We start from the raw sequence: 20018 nt of genomic DNA on the forward strand, positions 1-20018 counted from the left end.
GGCGACGGCGGTGCCCGCGGGGCTGGCACCCGGGCGGCACGATAGCGCCGGCGAAGGCCGACAGCCACCGACAGCGCTTAACCGGCGCACTGTGTGATGTAAGCGAGCGCTCACACCGGGCAGTGCGCCGCGGGTGTCACGGATTGATGTACTGGAACAGCGACAGGTTCTGCAGTTGCGCGTAGGCCTTCTGCGCGCCTGACAGCGCATTCTGCATCTGCAGGAACTGGCTGATCGTCGACACCATGTTGGTGCTGGTCAGGTCCGCCAGGTCGCTGCTGACCTGCACGGTATTGGTCTGGTTCACGGCCTGCATTGCCTGGATTTCGTGCTCGCGGCCCCCGACCGACGCCTGCACGGTGAGGATGTTCGTCATCGTGTTGTTCAGCTTCGTCGTGCCGGTCGTCATCGCGTTCGTCAGCGCGGCCGAGGCGGCCGTATCGCTGCCGATCGGTATTTTCAGCGCGGCGATCATCGTGTCGAGCGACGCGAACACGTCGGTGCCGGCCTGCGGCGCGGGCGTCACCGTGAACGTGTCGCCCAATGCCGGCGTGCCCGATACCGGCACCGTCAGGCCGTTGCCGAGCGCGATCGCGGCACCGTCCGAGTACGGCTGGGGTGCGGTCTGGCTCGATGGCCCGATCGTGTTGTCGGTGACCGTATAGGTCGGCGCGGTCGACGTGCCGCCGAACGTGATCGTGAACGGGTGCGCGTTGGTGGCCGCCGACGGGTTCGTGATCGATACCGCGCCGATCGTACCCGTGCCCGTATTGCCGGTGCCCGCGGCCGGCACGGGCTGGCTGCCGAGCATCGGCACCGACAGGAACACGCTCGTGCCGCTGTCGCCCTGCGCGATCGAGCGCGTGTCGGCGATCTGCACCTGGCGCGCGCCACTGTCGCCGCTGTAGGTCACGCCACCGCCCGCGGCATCCGCGAACGGCGCCGTGGTCGACTGGAAGCCCGCGAACAGGTAGTTGCCCGCGCCGTCCGTGGTGTTCGCGAGCGTCAGCAACTGGTTGCGATAGCCCTCCAGCTGCGTCGCGAGCGCCGACCGGTCGCTGTCGGCCAGCGAACCGTCGCCGGCCTGCATGACGATCGTGTGCATGCTGTTCAGCAGGTTGTTGACGCTCGTCAGTGCCTGATCCTCCTTCTGCAGCGACGACAGCGCGACGTTCTGGTTCGCGGAGTACTGCGAAAGCGTCGCCGACGTCATCGACAACTGCACGGCCTGCGCCGCACCGACGGGGTTGTCGGCCGGGGTCGACAGGCTCACGCCGCTCGAGATCTGCTGATACAGCTGCGCGAGCTGCGCCTGCTGGTCGCTCATCTGCGCGACGTTCATCTGGTAAAACTGGGCAGTGGAAATCCGCATCGCTTCTGTCCCCGGAATCAATTGAACAGGCCGAGCACGGTCTGGAACAGCGTCGCCGCCGTCTGGATCACCTTCGCGTTCGCCTGGTAAAGCTGCTGATACTGCATCAGGTTCGCCGCTTCCTCGTTCTGGTTCACGCCGGACGCCGACTGCTGCGCGGTCGTGATCTGGCCGACGAGCGAGGTCTGCGCGGCGCTCGACGACTTCAGCTGGCTCGCCGTGTTGCCGATGCCGTTCACGTAGCTCGCATAGGCGCCGGTCAGCGTGGTCGAGCCGTTGCCGAACGACTTCGAATTGACGAGCTTCGACAGCGCGAGCGCGTTGCTGCCGTCGTTCGTGCCACCCGTGTTCGGCGCGACCGCAAACGTGTCGCCGGCTGCCGGCGCGCCCGACACCGTCACCGCGACGCCCGCCGTCAGCGTGATCGGCGAACCGGTCTGGAACGGCTGCGCGCCCGACGTGGTCGGCGGCACGGCCGTGTTGTCGGTGACCGTATAGGTCGGCGCGGCCGACGTGCCGCCCATCGTGATCGTGTAGTTGTGTGCGTTGACCGCGGCCGATGCGCTCGTGACAGACAGCGAGCCGATCGTGCCGGTGCCCGTGTTCGTCGTGCTCGCCGACGACGCGTACGGCGACGCCGCCGCGATCGCCGAGCCGGCCGACGTCGCGAGACCGAAGCCGTTCAGCGCGTCGCGCGTCGGCAGCACGGTGAACTGATCGCCGGCCTTCATCGCGCCGGACGGCACCGAGAAATTCAGGCCGCCGAGCGAAACCGGCATCGGGCCGGCCATCTGGCCGACCACCGTGCTGGTCGCGCGGTCGGTGAGCGTGTAGTGGGTCCCGTCGAACGACAGCGTGTAATCGCTCGTCGTGGGCTGCGACGCGTTCGCGAACGACACGGACAGCGTTGCGTCGCCGGTGTTGCCCTGGTTCGAATAGACGGTCGGCGTGCCGGTCGTAAAGAGATTGCCGCCGGGGTTGCCCGACAAGTCGAGGCCGAGCGCGTTCTGCGCGTTGACTTGCGCGGCGAAGCTCGTCGCGATCGCGCCGAGCTGCGCCTCGGCCGGGTCGAGCGTCTGGCTGCGGAACGCGAGCAGGCCGCCGAGCGTGCCGCCTGACAGCGACGCATCCGGCAGCGCCTGGTTCGGGCCCTGCGGGTTTGCGCCGGCGATCCCCTGCGACACGACGGTCAGCTCGCTCGGATCGGACGGCGACGTGACGGTCGCGAGCTGGTAGCTCTTGTCGGCGAGGACGAGCGGCTGGCCGCCCGCGAGGAACACGCTGTAGCCGCTGTCGCTGCGCACGACCTGCACGCCGGCGAGGCTCGACAGGTTCGACACCGCGAGGTCGCGCTGGTCCATCATCTGGTTGGGCGGCTGTCCCTGGCTGCTCGCCGCGGAGATCTGCTGGTTCAGCTGCGCGATCTGCACGGTGTACGCGTTGATCTGCGACACGGTGCTGGTGAGCTGCGTGTTGACGCTCTGGCGCAGCGAGTCGTACTGCTGGCCGGCTGCGGTGATCTGGTTCGCGAGCGTCTGCGCGTTGCTCATCGCGGTCTGCCGCACCGACGGGTCGGACGCATTGTTCGCGACGTTCTGCAGCCCGGTGAAATAGCTGGTGACCGCGGTCGAGATGCCGGCCGTCGGGCTGCCGACGTAGTTGTTCAGCTGCGCGACGAGCGAGTACCAGGTCGACAGCGCGCCGCCCTGCGACTGCGCGCTGTTCAACTGGTCGCTCAGGTACTGGCTGTATTGCCGCTGCACCGTGACGGTGTTCACGCCCTGCGGCATGTAGCCGCTCGACGTGTACTGGCCGCTCGCCTCGGCATAAACGGGGCGCTCGACCGAATAGCCGGGCGTCGCTGCGTTGCTGATGTTCTGACCGGTCGTCGTGAGGCCCCAGAGCGCGGCATTGAGGCCGCTGACGCCGAGGTTCATGAGTGTGTTGGACATGCGCGATCCTGATGAGCCGGCCGCGCTGCGGCCGCCGGGTTGCGTGACTCCCGGTATAACGGCCGCGGATCGGAAAAATTGAGGAAAAAATGCACGCGCGACGCGCACGTGCGCGCGCCGTTCGAGGGCCCCGGCGGCCACTGCCGGCGCCGGTGCGAAGGCGGCCCCGAGCGGAGCCGCGAGCGGGTGCGTCAGGCCCGCGCGAGCGAGCGGCGCTTCATCTCGAGCTGGGTGATCAGGCGCTGCAGCGTGTTCTCCGCGCTGCCCGGCAGCGACATGAAGCGAAAGCCGAGCTGGTAGCGCCGCGAGCCGTTCGGCATCTGCGTCGAACGCTGCGACACGAGGCGCAGGTCGAGCGACAGCTTGCCGTGGCCGTTCAGCTCGAGCTCGACGTCCGGCAGCAGCGTGCCGACCTCGAGCGCCTCGGCGCGCTCGTCGGCCGTGCGCAGCCCGACGCCGCCGAGCGACAGGTTATGCACCTCGAACACGAAGCTCTCGCCCTCCGGCAGCTTGCCGCGGCACAGGAACGGATCGACGATCGGCGCATCGACGCGGAAATACTCGCGGCGCTGGATGCACATCAGCACGTCGGGGAAATCGGCGACGAACGCGGGCAGCCCCTCGTAGCGCGTCTCGCGCGGCGTGCTCGTGGTGAATTCGACGCGCACGCCGTCCGGCGCGGCCGAGAACGTGCAGTGCGACGCGGCGAGGATGCCGGCATTCTGCTCGGACAGCGCGCCCCAGTCGAACGTGAACGTGCGCGCGCCGACGTCGACCTCGAGCAGGCGCGTGACGAGCTGGCCGCCCGGGTACTGGACGGTCAGGAAGTCGCCGCGGTTCACGAGGTTGCGCAACTGCACGCCGATTTCCAGCGGATTGCGGCGGGCATAGTCGGGCCCGGAATGGCCCGCATCCAGGCCCTGATCGGTCGACGTTTCGATATTCATGGCTAGCCGGTTTTCTTTTCATGGGCGCCCGGGGCAACCGGGACGCAGTAAAACCGGGCCAGAACACGGGCCCGGTTGCAGGTCTCACACACTTAGCGGCAGTGCTCACCGAAAGTTTAGATCGAATTGCCGCTTTTTTTCGCGCAAACGTTGAAACCGCGCGCGGCGGGTGCCGGGCGCGGTCCGAAAGACGGCAGGCGGGCGACGGGCGGGCCTGTCAGCCGATCTGCCGCATGATCGAGATCAGTTTCTTCGCGTAATTCGGGTCGGTCGCATAACCGGCCTTCTGCAGCCCGTGTGCGAAACCCTCGACGTTGCGGCTCGCGCTGAGCACGCCCGCGTAGCGCGGGTTGTTCTTCAGCAGGTTCGCATAGTCGGTCATCGCGTGCTCGTACGAATCGTACGCGCGGAACTTCGCGACGACGCGGCGCGGCGTGCCGTTCACGTATTCGGTCGTCAGCGCCGACACCGTGCGGCCCGTCCAGCCCTTGTTGGCCTTGATGCCGAACACGTTGTAGCTCGTCGAGCCGTCGCTCGCGCGGATCTCGCGCTTGCCCCAGCCCGATTCGAGCGCGGCCTGGCCGACGATGAAACGCGCCGGGATGCCGGTGGTCGCGCTCGCCGCCTGTGCCGCACCGGCGAGCCGGTCGACGAACGCGTCGGCATCCTGCACGCCGCTCGCGCCCTTCAGCGGCGGCGTGAGCGCGCTGCCGGCCGAGTAGCCGCGTGCGCCGGCAAGCCCGCCGTTGTTCGCCGAGTTCGCATACGCCTTCGCCATCGCGTTCATCGCGGCGAGGCTGCCTTCGTTGCCCGCCGCGCCGAAGCCGGCCGCACCAAGCCCGGCCGCCCCGGCGTCGGCCGCCGTATCGCTGCCGGCGCCCTGCCCCGCGTTGCGCAGCAGCTGCTTCATCAGCGCGTCGGCGACGCCGATCCCGCGCTTGGACATCTGCTGCGCGAGCTGCTGGTCGAGCATCGACGTGTACATCTTCGACGTGTGCGAATCGAGCAGGCCGCCGTCGGGCGTGGCGTCGCGCATGCTCTTGAGCATCATCTGCGTGAACATCGCGTCGAACTGGCCAGCCACCGCCTTCGCGCCGGCCTGCGGCGACTGCTTCGCCTGCGCGCGCAGCGCGTCGAAGCCCTGCACGTCGAGCGCGAAGCGTTGCGTGAGGTCGTTCGCGTTCGGGAGATTAGCTGCCATAAGGGTCTGCCTACTCATGAAACGTGCATGCGTTGCCCCGAGACGGGCCGCTCGCAAGGATCGCGACGCCGCGAATACTGGACGTATTCGCAAGGAGCGTGACGCCGCGAGCGGCCCGTCTCGGGGCAACGCCAAATTTAAATTGCATTCCACGGGAATGCCCGAAATCGGCCGCATGGCGGCGTCCTTCATCTCTTGTTTGGCTCGGCCAAACGGCGCTCCTCACTCCTTGCCCTGCGCCCCGCAAGGAAGTCCCCTTGGGGGACGGCCGATTTCGGGCATTCGCATGTACGTTTCATGAGTAGGCAGACCCTTAGATGACCTCCAGGTCGGCGCGCAGCGCGCCGGCCGCCTTCATCGCCTGCAGGATCGACATCAGGTCCGCCGGCGTCGCGCCGAGCGTGTTCAGCGCCTTCACGACGTCGGCGAGGTTCGCGCCGGCCGTGACCATCTTGAGCGCCCCGTTGTCCTGCTTCAACTGGATCTGCGACTGCTGCGCGACCACCGTCTGCCCGTTCGAGAACGGCCCCGGCTGCGACACCACCGGCTGCGTGTTGACGACCACCGACAGGTTGCCGTGCGCAACCGCGCAGCTTTGCAGCGTGACCATCTGGTTCATCACGATCGAGCCGGTGCGCGCGTTCAGGATCACCTTCGCGGCGGCCTTGTCCGGGCTCACGTCGAGGTTCTGCAGGCGCGCCATGAACGCGACCTGCTGCGCGGAATCCGCCGGCGCGGCGAGCTGGATCGTGCGGCCGTCGAGCGCTGTCGCGGTGCCCGGGCCGAAGCTGGAATTGACCGCGGACACGATCCGCTGCGCGGTGCCGTAGTCCATGTCGTTCAGCTGCAGCTGCAGCACGCCGTTCATCTGCGCGATCGCGTTCGGCACCGAGCGCTCGACGATCGCGCCGCCGACGATCCGGCCGGCCGCGAGCTGGTTCACCTGCACGCGGCTGCCGTTCGCGCTCGCGCCTGCGCCGCCGACCGCCATGTTGCCCTGCGCGAGCGCATACACCTGCCCGTCCGCGCCCTTCAGCGGCGTGAGCAGCAGCGTGCCGCCGCGCAGGCTCTTCGCGTTGCCGAGCGACGACACGGTCACGTCGAGCGCCTCGCCCGGCCGCGCGAACGGCGGCAGCGTGGCGGTCACCATCACGGCCGCGACGTTCTTCAGCTGCATGTTGTTCAGCGACGACGGGCCGCCGTTGGCCGATCCGTTGTTGATCGAGATGCCGAGGTTCGCGAGCATGTTCGCGAGCGTCTGCGTCGTAAACGGCGTCTGCATCGTCTGGTCGCCCGTGCCGTCGAGGCCGACGACGAGGCCATAGCCGATCAGCGGGTTGTCGCGCACGCCCTGGATCTGCGCGAGGTCCTTCAGGCGCTCCGCGTGCGCGGGTGCCGTGCCGAACGCGCACGCCGCCAGCACGCATGCGGCGGCGAGCTGCGCGACGGCATGCGCGCCGAACGCGATGCGGCGGGACAGGCGGTGGAAAAGAGGCTGCTGCATCGTCATCACCACGGTGCGATGTTGAGGAAGAAGCGCTGCAACCAGCCCATCGTCTCGGCTTCGTTGATGTAGCCCTTCGACGAGTATTCGATCTTCGCGTCGGCGACCTGCGTCGAGTACACGGAGTTCGCGCCCGAGATCGTGTTCGGGTTCACGACACCCGAGAAACGCACGAATTCGTTGCCCTGGTTGATCAGCATCTGCTTCTCGCCGCTGACGACGAGATTGCCGTTCGGCAGCACGTTGGTGACGGTCACCGTGATCGTGCCGTTGAACGTGTTCGCCGCGCTCGCGCCGCCCGTCGCCGCGAACTTGTTGTTGCCGGCCGCCGACAGGTTCGCCTTCGCGAACAGCCCGCCGAGGAAGCCGGCCGTCGGCACGTTGAAGTCGGTGGTGCCCTGCCGGTTGGTGTTCGCACCCGACGACTTGGTCGCGTTGATGTTCTCCGCGATCATGATCGTCAGGATGTCGCCGATGTTGCGCGGCCGCTGGTCCTCGAACAGTGGACGGCCCGCGTAGCCCGGGTTGTAGATCGAGCCGGGCGCCTGCATCGACATCGGCATCGGCGGCTGCGCCGTCATCGGCTGCTGGATGATCGGGTCGCGCGGAATCTGCGCGCAACCGGCGAGCGCGGCCACCGCGACCGCGCACGCGGCGCGGACGGGGGCTGACGGGAGGAGGCGAACCTGCTTCATGGCGACGACTGGACTTTCCGGTTAGCTCTTCATCTGCGTGACGGTCTGCAGCATCTGATCGGACGTCGTCACGGCCTTGCTGTTGATCTCGTACGCACGCTGCGTCTGAATCATGTTGACGAGCTCCTGCACGACGTTCACGTTCGACGCCTCGACATAGCCCTGGTTGAGCACGCCCGCGCCGTTCAGGCCCGGCTGCGATACATTCGGCGCGCCCGACGACGTGGTCTCGGCGAACAGGTTCTCGCCCTTCGCCTCGAGGCCGGCCGGGTTGATGAAGGTCGCGATCTGCAGCGAGCCGATCTGCACCGCGTTGCTCGAGCCCGGCTGCGTGACCGACACGACGCCGTCCTTGCCGATCGTCAGCGACTGCGCGTTCTGCGGCACCGTGATCGCCGGCAGGATCTGGTAGCCGCTCGACGTGACGAGCTGGCCCTGCGCGTTGGTCTGGAACGAGCCGTCGCGCGTGTACGCGTTCGTGCCGTCCGGCATCAGCACCTGGAAGAAGCCCGCGCCGTTGATCGCGACGTCCTTCGAGTTGCCGGTCTGCGTGAGGCCGCCCTGCGTGTACAGGCGCTCGGTCGCGACCTGCTGCACGCCGGTGCCGAGCTGCAGGCCCGACGGCAGTTCGGTCTGCTGTGTCGAGTTCGCGCCCGGCTGGCGGATGGTCTGGTACAGCAGATCCTCGAACACCGCGCGCGACGCCTTGAAGCCGTTTGTGCTGGTGTTCGCGAGGTTGTTCGAGATCACGTCCATCTGCGCCTGCTGCGCATTCATGCCGGTGGCGGCAATGTAGAGCGATCGGTTCATGTTGAATCTTCTCCTGGTAGCGAGGGCCGTGCCGCTCAGCTGAAGTTGAGCAGCTGGTTCGCCGACTGCTCGTTCTGGTCGGCCGTCTGGATCAGCTTCGACTGCAGCTGGAACGCCCGGGCGTTGTCGATCATCGCGACCATCGCGGTCACCGGATTCACGTTGCTGCCTTCGAGCGAATTCGGCGTGACGACCACGTTCGGGTCGGCATCGGCCGGATTGCCGTCGGCGGTGCGGAACAGCCCGTCGTTGCCACGCGCGAGCGTGGCCGGGTCGGGGTTCACGAGCTTCATCTGGTCGACGATCGCGACGGCGGTGGGCGGGTCGCCCGGCATCAGCGCGGACACCGTGCCGTCCTTGCCGATCGTCACTTCCGCGTTGGGCGGCACCGAGATCGGGCCGCCGTTGCCGATCACCGGCAGGTTGCTCGCGTTGACGAGCTGGCCGTTTTCATCGACGTGCAGGTTGCCGGCGCGCGTGTACGCCTCGCCGCCGTCGGCCGTCTGCACCGACAGCCAGCCGGCGCCCTGTACGGCGACGTCGAGCGGGTTGCCGGTGCGCGTGATCGGACCCGGCGCGTAATCCGCGCCGGGCGTCGACGCGAGCACGTAGGTGCGCGTCGTCGTCGGGTCGATCGTGCTGCCGTCGCCGAAATTCATCGGCACCGCGCGGTAGGTCGCGAGCTGCGCGCGAAAGCCCGTCGTCGATGCGTTCGCGAGGTTGTTCGCGACGATCGCCTGCTGGTCGAGCGACTGCGACGCGCCCGTCATCGCCGTGTAGATCAGTCGGTCCATGGCTGCCGGTTATCCGCGCATTACAGGTTGATGAGCGTCTGGTCGACGGTCTGCTGCGTCTTGATCGTCTGCGCATTCGCCTGGTAGTTGCGCTGCGCGGTGATCAGGTTGACGAGCTGCGACGTCAGGTCGACGTTCGAGTTCTCGAGCGCGCTGCCCTGCAGCGTGCCGTGGTTCGTGCTGCCCGGCGCGGAGATCTGCGGCACGCCCGACGCGGCCGTCTCGGTGTACTGGTTGCCGCCGATGTTGACGAGGCCGTTCGGGTTGTTGAAGTTCGCGAGCGCGATCTGCCCGAGCACCGCCGTCTGCCCGTTCGAGTAGCTGCCGGTCAGCTTGCCGTCCGAGCCGATCGAGAAGGTCGTCAGCGTGCCGCTCGCGTAGCCGTCCTGCGCGAGGTTGTTCACGCCGTCCTTGCCACCGTACTGCGTGGTGCCGGTCAGGTTGAGCGTGAGCTGCTGCGGCGTCGCCGAGCCGTCGGTGGTCGGCACGGTGAACTGGAACTGGCCGACCGACGTGGTCGGCGCGGGCGGCGTGCCCGTCGTCGTGCTCTGGATCGCGCCCGACGAATCGAACGTGACCGTGCCGAGGTCGGTCGCGGTGCTGCCCTGCACGCCCGCGTAGGCTTCCCACGTGCCGGTCGCCGACTTCACGAAGTACATGTTGACCGCCTGCGAGCCGCCGAGCGAGTCATACACCTGGACCGACGTCGAATAGTTGTACGTCGTGGTGTCGGTCGGGTCGAACGGCGTCTTGGTGGGCACCGTGTCCTGCGAGTTCAGGTTGAACTGGCCGGTGATCCTGGTCGTCGGGGTCGGTGCGATGTTGGTCGTCGGCGCCTGCAGCGACACGGTCTGCGAGGTGTTCAGCACGCCGCTCTTGTCGGCCGCGTAGCCCATCAGGTTCATGCCCTGCGCATTGACGATGTAGCCGTTCTTGTCGCGCTGGAACGTGCCGTCGCGCGTGTAGCTCATCACGCCGTTGTTCGACATCTGGAAGAAGCCGTTGCCGTTGATCGCGACATCCAGCGACGAGTTCGTCGTATTGATCGTGCCCTGGCCGAACTGCTGCTGCACCGATGCGAGCGTCGTACCGATCCCGATCTGCGTGTTGACCGACGTCGCGATCGAGTTCGCATACATGTCGGAGAACTGCGCGGTGCTCGACTTGAAGCCGACCGTGTTCGCGTTCGCGATGTTGTTGCCGATCACGTCGAGCGCGGTCGATGAGCCGGCGAGGCCGCTCAGACCCTGTTGATAACCCATTTCGGTCTCCGTTTTCGAGAAAGCTGGATCAGTTGGTGGTGGTCGTGCCGCCGGACGACGACGCGGCGTTCGGGAAAATCGACGCGACCTGGGTGAGCCCCACCGTCGTGCCGTTCGACAGCACGAGCCCCGCCGTGCCGTCGGCCTGCTTGATCACGCTCTGCACCTGCGCGGCCGCGAGCACGGTCGGCGCGTACGTCTTGCCGTCGCTGCCCGTGTACTGCGCGCTCACGGTGTACTTGCCGTCCGGCAGCGCGTTGCCGGACGCGTCCGTCGGCGTCCAGTTGAACGGCACCGTGCCGGCCGACTGCTGGCCCGCATTGATCGTGTTGACGACGGCGCCCGAGCTGTTCTTCACGGTGATCGTCAGGTTCGACACGTCGCTCGAGAGCGACACGCCGAACGGCGACGCCGCGCCGCCCTTCACCGCGACGGCGTTGCCCGGCGCGAGCACGTTCGTGCCGATCAGGAGCGCGGCCTGCGTCTGCTGGCCGGCCGCGAGCTGCGTCGACAGCGACGTGAGCGACGTGTTCAGCTGCGCGATGCCGCTCACCGTGTTGATCTGCGCGAGCTGCGACGTCATCTGCGAACTGTCGACGGGGCTCGTCGGATCCTGGTTCTGCAGCTGCGTGACGAGCAGCTTCAGGAACGTCGCCTGCAGATCGCTCGCCGACGTGCCGGTCATCGACACGTTGTTGGTGTTCATCGTGTCGGTCGGCAGGGTCGACACGTTGGTGCCGTTGCTGCCGATCGTCGTGCTGGAGGATGTCATCCGGGGTGCCTTGTGTCGGAACTGTCGGAACTGTCTGGTCTGGGGTATCGGTCTGGAGCGTCGCTCGGCGCGCGGCTTACGAGCCGATCGTCAACGTCTTGAGCATCAGCGTCTTCGCAGTGTTCAGCGTCTCGACGTTGGCCTGGTACGAGCGCGATGCCGAGATCATGTTCACCATCTCCTGCACCGGATCGACGTTCGGCATCTGCACGTAGCCGTTCGCGTCGGCGGACGGGTTCGACGGGTCGTAGGTCGACTTCATCGGCGACGGGTCGTCGACCACCTTCGTCACCCGCACGCCGCCCACGCCCTGGCCGGACGCGGTGCGCGCGCCGCCGATCGGGTCGGTCGCGAACACGACCTGTTTGGCCTTGTACGGCTTGCCGTCGGGGCCGGTCGCGCTGTCGGCGTTCGCGAGGTTCGACGCGGTGACGTTCAGGCGCTGCGATTGCGCGGACAGCGCCGAACCGGCGACGCCGAAGATGTTCATCAACGAGGGCATGGAGGCTCCTTGTTCGGGTGCGCAAGCGCCGCGCGCTTACGAGTTCGTCGAGATCGCGGCGATCATCGCCTTGATCTGCTGGGTCATCACGGTCATCCCGGTTTCGTAGTGCAGCGCGTTGTTCGCGAACTGCACGCGCTCGACGTCGAGATCGACCGTGTTGCCGTCGAGCGACGGCTGCAGCGGCATCCGGTACTGCGCGCGACCGTAGTCGTCGGCCGGGCCGCCCGTCGGAATCAGCTTCGCGGTGCCGGCCATGTGGCCCGGCGCCGTCGACACCATCGTCATCCCGCTCGCCACGCCGGCCGGCTGCGCCATCGGCAGCTGCGCGGCGTTGCTCGGCGCGAGACCGCCGCTGGTCTGCTTCAGCGAGCGCGCGAGGGTCGACGCGAAATCGACGTCGCGGGCCTGGTAGCCGGGCGTGTCGGCGTTCGCGATGTTCGACGACAGCAGTTCCTGCCGATAGGCGCGCACGTCGAGCGCCTGTCGGCCGAACGCGAATTCGGCATCGAGTTTGTCCAGCATGTGTGCGTCTCTCCGTATGAAGCGCTGCACGCCCGTTGCGCCGGATGGCGGCCCAAGGGGCTTTTTTCCATGACAGCGATGGTAGGCGTCGGGCGCAACCGGCAATCGGACGAATAACGCGGCAAAGGCCCCCTCTATTCATCGTTTGCGCGACGGCCCGGCTCCCTAGAATGCGAATCGGATCAACGGTTTCGAGGACACGGCGATGACAGGCAGCGCACTTCGCGAAAACGCCGCACGCGGCACACGCGTGCCGCGTGCGTTCGCGCTCGCCGCGGCGCTGTGGCTCGTGGTGTCGGCTGCCCACGCGGACGACGGGATGATCGTGATTCCCGGACGCGGCGAGACGGCCGAAACCGCGCTCGCGCAGGCGAATGCGGCGAGCGGCGGGCAGTTCGGCGGGAAGGCGGGTGTGGCTTCGGGTGTGGCTTCGGGTGCGGCTTCGGCTTCGGCTTCGGCTTCGGCTTCGGCTTCGGGTGCGGGTGCGGGTGCGGGTGCGGGTGCGGGTGCGGGTGCGGGTGCGGGTGCGGGTGCGGGTGCGGGTGCGGGTGCGGGCATGGCGATGGCGGCCGGTGCGAGTGGTGCGACCGGCATGACCGGCACGGCCGCGGCCGGCTCGATGGTCGTGACGAGCGTCGCGCCGCCGGCCGTCGTGCCGACGCCCGCGCCACGCCCCGTCTACGCGGCCGCGCGCGCGAGCGCCGGTTACGGGTACGGTTACCGCACGCCGCACGCCACCGATCCGGGCGCCGTCGCGACCGTCGTCGCCGGTACGGCCGAACCCGCATCGAATCCCGCGCGCCCGGCAATCGCCACGCGCACCGCGGCAGCCCGCCCCGCTGCAGCCGCGCCGGCGCCGCGCGCGCCGATGACTTCCGCCCCCCCGGCCCAGGCGGCCGCCGCGCTCCAGCAGGCGGCGCCACCCGGCCAGCAGGACCCCGACGCGATCCGACGCACGGCCCTCGCATTCCTGCAGCAGCAGATCGCGGGCCTGCCGGGCAAGACCACCGCCACCGTCGCCGCCGCATTCCCGCGCGGGCTCGCCGCGTGCACGACGCTCGAGCCGTTCCTGCCGACCGGCGCGCGCCTGTGGGGCCGCACGACGGTCGGCGTGCGCTGCGCGGGCGAACGGCCGTGGACCGTCTACCTGCAGGCGAAGGTCGCCGTGCAGGCCACCTATTACGTCGCCGCGCGGCAGATCCCGCCCGGCGAGCCGCTCACCGCCGCCGACCTCGTCGCGCGCGACGGCGACCTGACGGTGCTGCCGCTCGCAGTGATCACCGATCCCGCGCAGGCGGTCGGCGCGACCGCGCTGGCCCGGATCTCGGCCGGGCTGCCGCTGCGCCAGGACATGCTGAAGAGCGCCGCGTCGGTGTCGGCCGGCCAGACGGTGCGGGTCGTCGCGGCCGGGCCCGGCTTCACGATCTCGGCCGAGGGCAGCGCGCTCGCGAATGCGGCGCCGGGCCAGTCGGTGCGGGTCAGGATGGCCGCGGGGCAGATCGTCACGGCGATCGTCAAGGACGCCGGGACCGTGGAAATTCCGCTGTAGGGACGGATCCCGCCGCAAGATTGCAAAGAATTGTTTATTCGGAGAATTTCGGGTTCACGATGCTAAAGTTCGGGCCGACCCGGCCGTTATCTGGGTCATACCGTACAGGAAACCCATCGTGAAAATCGATTCCACTCCGAACCCGAGCCCACTCGCGTCGACCGGCAACGGCGCGACCCGCGCGCAATCCGGCGCGGCTTCGTCGTCGCCCGCGCAGGCGGCCGACGCAGGATCGACCGGCGGCGACACGACCGTGAACCTGTCGGGTCTGTCGGGCCAGCTGCGTTCGCTGTCGGCCTCCGGCAGCGCCGACATCGACACGGCCCTCGTCCAGTCGATCAAGGACGCGTTGAACAACGGCACGTTGACGATCGATGTGAACAAGATCGCCGACGGCGTACTGAATACCGCCCGCGACCTGCTGCAACAGCAGCGCCCGCAGGGCAACTGAACCGGCCCGGGGCCCGTCACGCCCTGACCGGCCCCCTGGTTTGCCGGCATGCGCACCCGCGTGCCGGCGCGACGAGCATGACGCGATGAGAGAAGAGCTGCTGGCCACGGTCAACGACGAACACGCGACGGTCGAAGCGTTCGCGTCCCTGCTCGCCTACGAGGAAAAGGCGCTCACGACCCCGGAGCCGCTGGAAATGCTGCCCGGCATCGTCGAGAAGAAGAGCGTGCTGATCGACCGGCTCGCGCAGCTCGAACGCACGCGCGACACGCAGCTGTCCGCGCTCGGCTTTCCGGCCGGCAAGAAAGGCATGGACCAGGCCGCCGAGCGCGATGCGCGCCTTGCCGGCCGCTGGCAGTTGCTGCTGCAGGCCGCCGAACGCGCGCGCCAGGCCAATGCGACCAACGGGATGCTGATCCGGATCCGGATGGACTACAACGAGCGCGCGCTCGCGGTGCTGCGCTCGGCGCCCGCGCCGGCCGGCGTCTACGGGCCCGACGGGCGCGTGTCGGCGCTGATGCGCTGATTGCACTGATGCATTGACCACGCCGGCGTACCGACGCGCCGGCTGCGCACCGCGGCCCTGCCGCGGCCGCGCGCGCCATCCCCGCCTTACAGCAGCGGACACGCAGTGACCTGCGTGCCGCGCTCCACGCAAAGCCGTTCGTAGTCGCGCAGGTACGCGCGCTCGTCGTCGTCCAGCAGCTCGACATCGATCAGGTCCCAGTCGTAGCCGACCGTGACGATGTTCTCGAACGCGACGGTATCCGATTCGTCGTCGTCCGCGCGCACGATCACGATGTTCTCGATCCGCACGCCGCCCTTGCCCGGCACGTAGATACCCGGCTCGACGGAAATCACCGCATTCGGCACCAGCCCGTACTTCGCGCCTGGCGCGAACCGCACGCCGCCTTCGTGCACGTGGATCCCGACGCCGTGCCCGGTGCCGTGGCCGAAATCATAGCCGTGGTCGCGGCACACCTGCCGCACGGCCGCATCGACGTCGCCGCCCGTCGCCGTCTTCGGGAAGCGCGTGACGAGCCCCTTGATGCAGGCCTTCAGCGCGACCGTGTAGATCTCGCGCTGCCACGGCTGCGCGACCGTCTCCGGCTGCGTGCGACGCAACACGACGCGCGTGCAGTCCGTCGCGAAACCGGCGTCGTAGTATGCGCCGCTGTCGAGCAGCACGAGTTCGCCCTCCGTCAGCTCGACCTCGGCGCTCGCCGCCGTGTAGTGCGCGAACGCGCTGTTCGAGCCGTTCGCCGCGATCGACGGAAACGTCAGCGCGACCGCCGAGCGGGCACCGTACGCGTCGTTGATCGTGCGGGCCAGGTCGTATTCGGTATGGCGCTGTCCCGGCTCGCCGGCCTTCGCCCAGCGCATCGTCTCGGCGATCGCCGCCGAGCTGCGTGCGAATGCGTCCCGGAACCGGTCGAGCACCTGCGGCGTCTTGCCGGCCCGCATCGCCTCGACCGGATTGAAATCGGCGTGGCGCGCGTGCGGCCATACGCGGCGCACCGACTCAACGAGCGCGCAATTGACCGATTCGAAGCCGTAGCACACGTGGTCGACCGCGAACCGCGCGAGGAAGCGCTCGAGTTCGGCGAAGTCTCGCCGGATCACGTGCAGCGCCGGATACGACGCCAGCTCGACCGGGCACCGGTCGCAGCCTTCCGGCAGGAACAGCGCGACCTGCTCGCCGACCGCGAACAGGAAGCCCAGGTGCGACGACGCGTTCGGGATGTGATAGCCGCGGCTGTTCAGCAGGTACGCGAGATCGTCCGACGCGCACGTGAAGAACGCGGTCTTGCCGGGTGCCGCGCCGGTGTGCGCGGCGAGCCGGCGGTTCAGCGCGCCGAGGTTCTGCGCGACGCTTGCGCCGGTCATCGTGTCCGGCAGCTCGAAGATCGGCCGCTCGACCACCCAGCCTGGCAGCGCGATCGCGCGGTCGATCTCGCGCTCGGCGAGGCTCGTCCAGTCGAGCGACGCGGCCTGCGTCTGCGCGAACAGCCGGTCGCGCTGCGCGACGCTGATCCGCAGCGCGTCGTAGCCGACCCGCGCGAGCCGGCTCGCATGCGCGACCAGCCAGTCGGCCAGCGCCTGCCAGATCGTCACGTCCATCGCGAGCTTCTCGATCCGCACGCGCGCCGGGTCGCACTGCTGTTCGGCCTGCAGGTGATAGCGGCCGTCGACGAACAGCACGAACGGCGGCACGCCGAGCGCCTGCGCGGTCGCCGCGCTCAGGAAGATCCCGCAGCCGGCCGAGCCGTCGAAGCCCGACACCGCGTAGCGCGGGTTGTTGCGGCGCGGCAGGTATTCGGTGATGTATTCGTCCTGCGACGTGACGACCACGGCGTCGAGCCGCAGCGCGTCGAGCACGCGCGACAGGCCCGCCTGCGCGTCGCCAACGGACGCGTCATACGAGGGAAGGCCGGAGAAACTGTATTTCAGTCGATCGATCATCGGATGCCCGTTATGGATTGTTGTCGGCGGCCGGCGGCGTTGCGCGGCATGGCGCACGCCGGGAGCGGCACGCCACCCGTGCACAGCCGACGCGCGGCGCGGCAGGCAGCCGGGCCGCGGTGCCGTTCCAGCGGCAGGTCTTCGGGAAAATTTTTGTCTCACTTAACTTTGTTTGATGTGCGCGACAGAATCTAGAGCACGCTGAAATTGAGGTCAAGCTAAAATTTTCGTAGGGCTAAAATTCCCGGCATGGTGTTACCGGCACGGTGCACGACGGCCGCGCGCCCCTGCGCGGCGTGGCGCCGTGCGTGCGCCACTGCGCGGTACAATGCGCCGGCATCGCCGTCCCGACGGCCGTGCTTCGTGCGATTCGCGGAAAAGCAACGTCCCGGCGACTGCCCCGCCCTCCGCTCGCCTTCCGACTCGTTGCCACGAAAGAGATTCATGGATTCAGACATCATGCGTATCGGCCAGCGCATTCGGCGCCTGCGCCGGGAGGCGAAGAAGACGCTGCTGGAAGTCGCGACAGAGGCGAACCTGTCGATCGGGTTCCTGTCGCAGGTCGAGCGCCATCTCACCGGCATCTCGCTGTCGTCGCTCGTCAACGTCGCGAAGGCGCTGAACGTGCCGCTCGGCACGCTGATCGACCAGCCGCGCCAGGCGCAGCCCGACTCGCACGCCGGCCGCCGCGAACCGTACGCGGTCGACGCCACGTCGCAGTGGTACGAGCGGCTGTCCACCACCTTCGACGGCAGCCAGATCAACGCGCTCAAGGTCCGGATGATGGAGGGCTACCGTTCGGAATGGGTCGCGCACGGCGGCGACGAGTTCGTGTACGTGCTGACCGGCCACGTCTGCTACACGATCGGCAAGAAGGATTACCCGCTGTCGCCCGGCGACTCGCTGCACTTCGATGCGAGAAAGCGCCATCGCGTCGCGAACGTTGGCGACGGGCCCGCCGAACTCATCGCGGTCGGCACGCTGCCGCTCTTCGACGACCGCTGCGCCGAATTCGGGTCCGCGGAGAGGGAAATCAGGCCGCTTGCGCGCGATGCCGGCGCGGCGCCGGGCGAGCCGCGCGTGAGCCGCCGTGAAGCGGCGCCGAAACGCGAGCGCGACACGGACGCCGCTCAGTCCACCGACACACCGGCCCGCGCAGCGGCAACCAAGCCGGCTGCCGGCAAGCCACGCGCGGCCGCCGGCAAACGTCCGGCCGCCGCCACCCCGGCCCGCCGCCCCCCCGCCCGCACGACGAAATGACGGCTGGCGGCCGGGCGGCGCACCGCGCCACCCGCTTCTTCCGCACTATTCGCCGATCGCCAGCGCCTGCTTGACGGCCTCGACCCGTGCGCGATGCACGGCGTCCTTGATCTGCATCGCATCGTTGCCGATACCGCGCGCGATCGCGCCCGCGTCGACGCTGCGCGCCGCCACCAGCGCCACGCGCAGCCGCTCGGCCTGCGGATACGGTTGCGTGTCGAGCCCGAGCCGGCCGCGCGCGTCCGATTCGCACGCCTGCAGCATCTCGGCGAAGCGCGCCGGCTTGCGCAGCGCGTCGCTGCGCTCGAAGAGCCGCACCAGCGCGGCCGCGCCCATCTCCATCACGCGATGCAGGTTGCCGTGCTCGCGCGCGACCACCAGCGCAAGCTCGCGGCATTCGTTCGGCACGCGCAGCCGCTCGCACAACGGCTTGATGAGGTCGACGCTGCGGCCTTCATGGCCGACGTGGCGCGGCAGCACGTCGGCGGGCGTCGTCGCCTTGCCGAGATCGTGCGCGAGCGCCGCGAAGCGCACCGGCAGCGAATAGCCCTGCTTCGCCGCATAGTCGACGACCATCATCACGTGCACGCCCGTGTCGACTTCCGGGTGGTAATCGGCGCGCTGCGGCACGCCCCACAGCGCGTCGACCTCGGGCAGGATGCGCGCGAGCGCGCCGCACGCGCGCAGCACCGCGAACATCCGCGACGGCTTCACCTCCATCAGCCCGCGCGCGATCTCCTGCCACACGCGCTCGGGCACCAGCGCGTCCGCTTCGCCTGCTTCGACCATGCGCCGCATCAGCGCGAGCGTGTCGTCGGCGACCGTGAAATCCGCGAAGCGCGCGGCAAAGCGCGCGATCCGCAGGATCCGCACCGGATCCTCGACGAACGCGTCGCCCACGTGCCGGAACACGCGTGCGCGCAGGTCGGCCTGCCCGTCGAACGGATCGATCACCGGCCCGATCAGCGCGCCCTCCGGGCTCACTTCGCGCGCCATCGCGTTGATCGTCAGGTCGCGCCGCGCGAGGTCCTCGTCGAGCGTCACGTCCGGCGCGTAATAGAACTGGAAACCGTGATAGCCGGCCGCCGTCTTGCGCTCGGTGCGCGCAAGCGCGTATTCCTCCTGCGTGTCCGGATGCAGGAACACGGGGAAATCCTTGCCGACCGGCCGAAAGCCCTGCGCGGCCATCTGCTCGGGCGTCGCGCCCACCACCACGTAGTCGCGGTCCTGCACCGGCACGCCGAGCAATTCGTCGCGGATCGCTCCACCTACTGCGTAGATGTTCATGGCGCGGGTTCGTATTCGGCAATCACGTTGGTTTCGCGGCGTGCGGCCTCGATCCAGCGCTGCACCGCCGGCAGCGCCGTCACGCGTGCCGCGTAGCCGGCCGCCTCCGGCGACAGCGCCGGCGCATACGTGTTGAAGCGCATCACGACGGGCGCATACATCGCATCGGCGATCCCGAATTCGCCGAACAGGAACGGGCCGCCCGATGCCTCGATGCACGCACCCCACAGCGCGTCGATGCGCGCGACGTCGGCGAGCGCATCCGGTGTCGCGCCGCGCCCCGGCATCGATGCACGCACGTTCATTCCCATCTGCGTGCGCAGCGCGGCAAAGCCCGAGTGCATCTCGGCCGAGATGCAGCGCGCATGCGCGCGATCGAGCGGATCGGCCGGCCACATCGGGAACTGCGGATAGCGCTCGGCGAGCGTCTCGGCGATCGCGAGCGAATCCCAGATCGCGGTGCCGTGATCGTCGATCAGGCACGGCACCTTGCCGGTCGGCGAGTACTCGCTGATGCGCGCGGCCGTGTCGTCGCGACGCAGCTCGATCGCGATCTCGTCGAACGGAATCCCGAAATGCGCGAGCAGCAGCCACGGCCGCATCGACCACGACGAATAATTCTTGTCTCCAATGACGAGTTTCATGGCGGTGTTCCGATAAGCGCGAAAGTGA

The 20018-nt window shown here is 68.6% G+C and carries 18 protein-coding genes and 2 pseudogenes; 4 read left to right on the forward strand and 16 right to left on the reverse strand.

What is annotated here, in order from left to right:
• Positions 1-136: 136 nt before the first annotated feature.
• From flgL to flgB, 13 genes and pseudogenes are all read right to left on the reverse strand, one after another.
• Complete coding sequence (gene flgL, locus AC1Z3W_RS35415; protein ID WP_057924536.1) at positions 137-1372, reverse strand: flagellar hook-associated protein FlgL; 1236 nt, start codon at positions 1370-1372, stop codon at positions 137-139.
• Between the two features lie 17 nt (positions 1373-1389).
• Positions 1390-1782 (reverse strand): annotated as a pseudogene (locus tag AC1Z3W_RS35420) (flagellar basal body rod C-terminal domain-containing protein); the annotation flags it as partial.
• 174 nt (positions 1783-1956) lie between these two features.
• Positions 1957-3324: pseudogene (gene flgK / locus AC1Z3W_RS35425) on the reverse strand (flagellar hook-associated protein FlgK); the annotation flags it as partial.
• Between the two features lie 191 nt (positions 3325-3515).
• Positions 3516-4271, reverse strand: a complete 756-nt coding sequence (locus tag AC1Z3W_RS35430) for a flagellar brake protein (protein WP_057924538.1) — start codon at positions 4269-4271, stop codon at positions 3516-3518.
• A 217-nt stretch (positions 4272-4488) separates the two neighbouring features.
• On the reverse strand, positions 4489-5472 hold the full coding sequence (gene flgJ / locus AC1Z3W_RS35435; protein WP_057924539.1) for a flagellar assembly peptidoglycan hydrolase FlgJ: 984 nt from the start codon (positions 5470-5472) through the stop codon (positions 4489-4491).
• Between the two features lie 313 nt (positions 5473-5785).
• Positions 5786-6976 carry a flagellar basal body P-ring protein FlgI gene (locus tag AC1Z3W_RS35440; RefSeq protein ID WP_124833794.1) on the reverse strand — a complete coding sequence of 397 codons (1191 nt, stop codon included), beginning with the start codon at positions 6974-6976 and terminating at the stop codon, positions 5786-5788.
• A gap of 5 nt (positions 6977-6981) precedes the next feature.
• The gene (gene flgH, locus AC1Z3W_RS35445; protein WP_057924540.1) at positions 6982-7671 is read right to left on the reverse strand and encodes a flagellar basal body L-ring protein FlgH; all 690 of its coding nucleotides are present in this window, start codon (positions 7669-7671) and stop codon (positions 6982-6984) included.
• 21 nt (positions 7672-7692) lie between these two features.
• A complete protein-coding gene (gene flgG, locus AC1Z3W_RS35450; protein WP_014895799.1) occupies positions 7693-8481 on the reverse strand; it encodes a flagellar basal-body rod protein FlgG in 789 nt (262 codons plus the stop codon).
• A 35-nt stretch (positions 8482-8516) separates the two neighbouring features.
• The gene (gene flgF, locus AC1Z3W_RS35455; RefSeq protein WP_057924541.1) at positions 8517-9275 is read right to left on the reverse strand and encodes a flagellar basal-body rod protein FlgF; all 759 of its coding nucleotides are present in this window, start codon (positions 9273-9275) and stop codon (positions 8517-8519) included.
• 20 nt (positions 9276-9295) lie between these two features.
• Positions 9296-10537 carry a flagellar hook protein FlgE gene (gene flgE, locus AC1Z3W_RS35460; protein WP_124833793.1) on the reverse strand — a complete coding sequence of 414 codons (1242 nt, stop codon included), beginning with the start codon at positions 10535-10537 and terminating at the stop codon, positions 9296-9298.
• A 28-nt stretch (positions 10538-10565) separates the two neighbouring features.
• The gene (locus tag AC1Z3W_RS35465) at positions 10566-11309 is read right to left on the reverse strand and encodes a flagellar hook assembly protein FlgD (RefSeq protein WP_057924543.1); all 744 of its coding nucleotides are present in this window, start codon (positions 11307-11309) and stop codon (positions 10566-10568) included.
• A gap of 76 nt (positions 11310-11385) precedes the next feature.
• Entirely contained in the window at positions 11386-11811 is a 426-nt protein-coding gene (gene flgC, locus AC1Z3W_RS35470) for a flagellar basal body rod protein FlgC (RefSeq protein ID WP_057924544.1), read from the reverse strand.
• 36 nt (positions 11812-11847) lie between these two features.
• Positions 11848-12336, reverse strand: a complete 489-nt coding sequence (gene flgB, locus AC1Z3W_RS35475; RefSeq protein ID WP_124833792.1) for a flagellar basal body rod protein FlgB — start codon at positions 12334-12336, stop codon at positions 11848-11850.
• Between the two features lie 205 nt (positions 12337-12541).
• Here flgB and flgA point away from each other — a divergent pair, with 205 nt between their 5' ends.
• From flgA to AC1Z3W_RS35490, 3 genes are all read left to right on the forward strand, one after another.
• Positions 12542-13885, forward strand: a complete 1344-nt coding sequence (gene flgA / locus AC1Z3W_RS35480; protein WP_483509445.1) for a flagellar basal body P-ring formation chaperone FlgA — start codon at positions 12542-12544, stop codon at positions 13883-13885.
• 118 nt (positions 13886-14003) lie between these two features.
• Entirely contained in the window at positions 14004-14336 is a 333-nt protein-coding gene (flgM, locus tag AC1Z3W_RS35485; RefSeq protein ID WP_057924547.1) for a flagellar biosynthesis anti-sigma factor FlgM, read from the forward strand.
• An 85-nt stretch (positions 14337-14421) separates the two neighbouring features.
• Complete coding sequence (locus AC1Z3W_RS35490) at positions 14422-14862, forward strand: flagella synthesis protein FlgN (protein ID WP_057924818.1); 441 nt, start codon at positions 14422-14424, stop codon at positions 14860-14862.
• A gap of 86 nt (positions 14863-14948) precedes the next feature.
• Here AC1Z3W_RS35490 and AC1Z3W_RS35495 read toward each other — a convergent pair whose 3' ends face one another.
• A complete protein-coding gene (locus AC1Z3W_RS35495) occupies positions 14949-16799 on the reverse strand; it encodes a M24 family metallopeptidase (protein WP_483509446.1) in 1851 nt (616 codons plus the stop codon).
• 444 nt (positions 16800-17243) lie between these two features.
• Between AC1Z3W_RS35495 and AC1Z3W_RS35500 the strand changes: the two genes are divergently transcribed.
• Entirely contained in the window at positions 17244-18059 is an 816-nt protein-coding gene (locus AC1Z3W_RS35500; protein ID WP_057924549.1) for a helix-turn-helix domain-containing protein, read from the forward strand.
• Between the two features lie 45 nt (positions 18060-18104).
• On the opposite strand, the gene AC1Z3W_RS35505 is transcribed toward AC1Z3W_RS35500, so the two are convergent.
• Both AC1Z3W_RS35505 and AC1Z3W_RS35510 read right to left on the reverse strand, forming a co-directional pair.
• Positions 18105-19346 carry a multifunctional CCA addition/repair protein gene (locus tag AC1Z3W_RS35505; RefSeq protein WP_483509447.1) on the reverse strand — a complete coding sequence of 414 codons (1242 nt, stop codon included), beginning with the start codon at positions 19344-19346 and terminating at the stop codon, positions 18105-18107.
• On the reverse strand, positions 19343-19990 hold the full coding sequence (locus AC1Z3W_RS35510) for a glutathione S-transferase family protein (protein ID WP_057924551.1): 648 nt from the start codon (positions 19988-19990) through the stop codon (positions 19343-19345). The genes AC1Z3W_RS35505 and AC1Z3W_RS35510 overlap by 4 nt, the downstream gene beginning before the upstream one ends.
• Positions 19991-20018: the final 28 nt, after the last annotated feature.

This window comes from Burkholderia sp. 10_S31 (assembly GCF_056930375.1).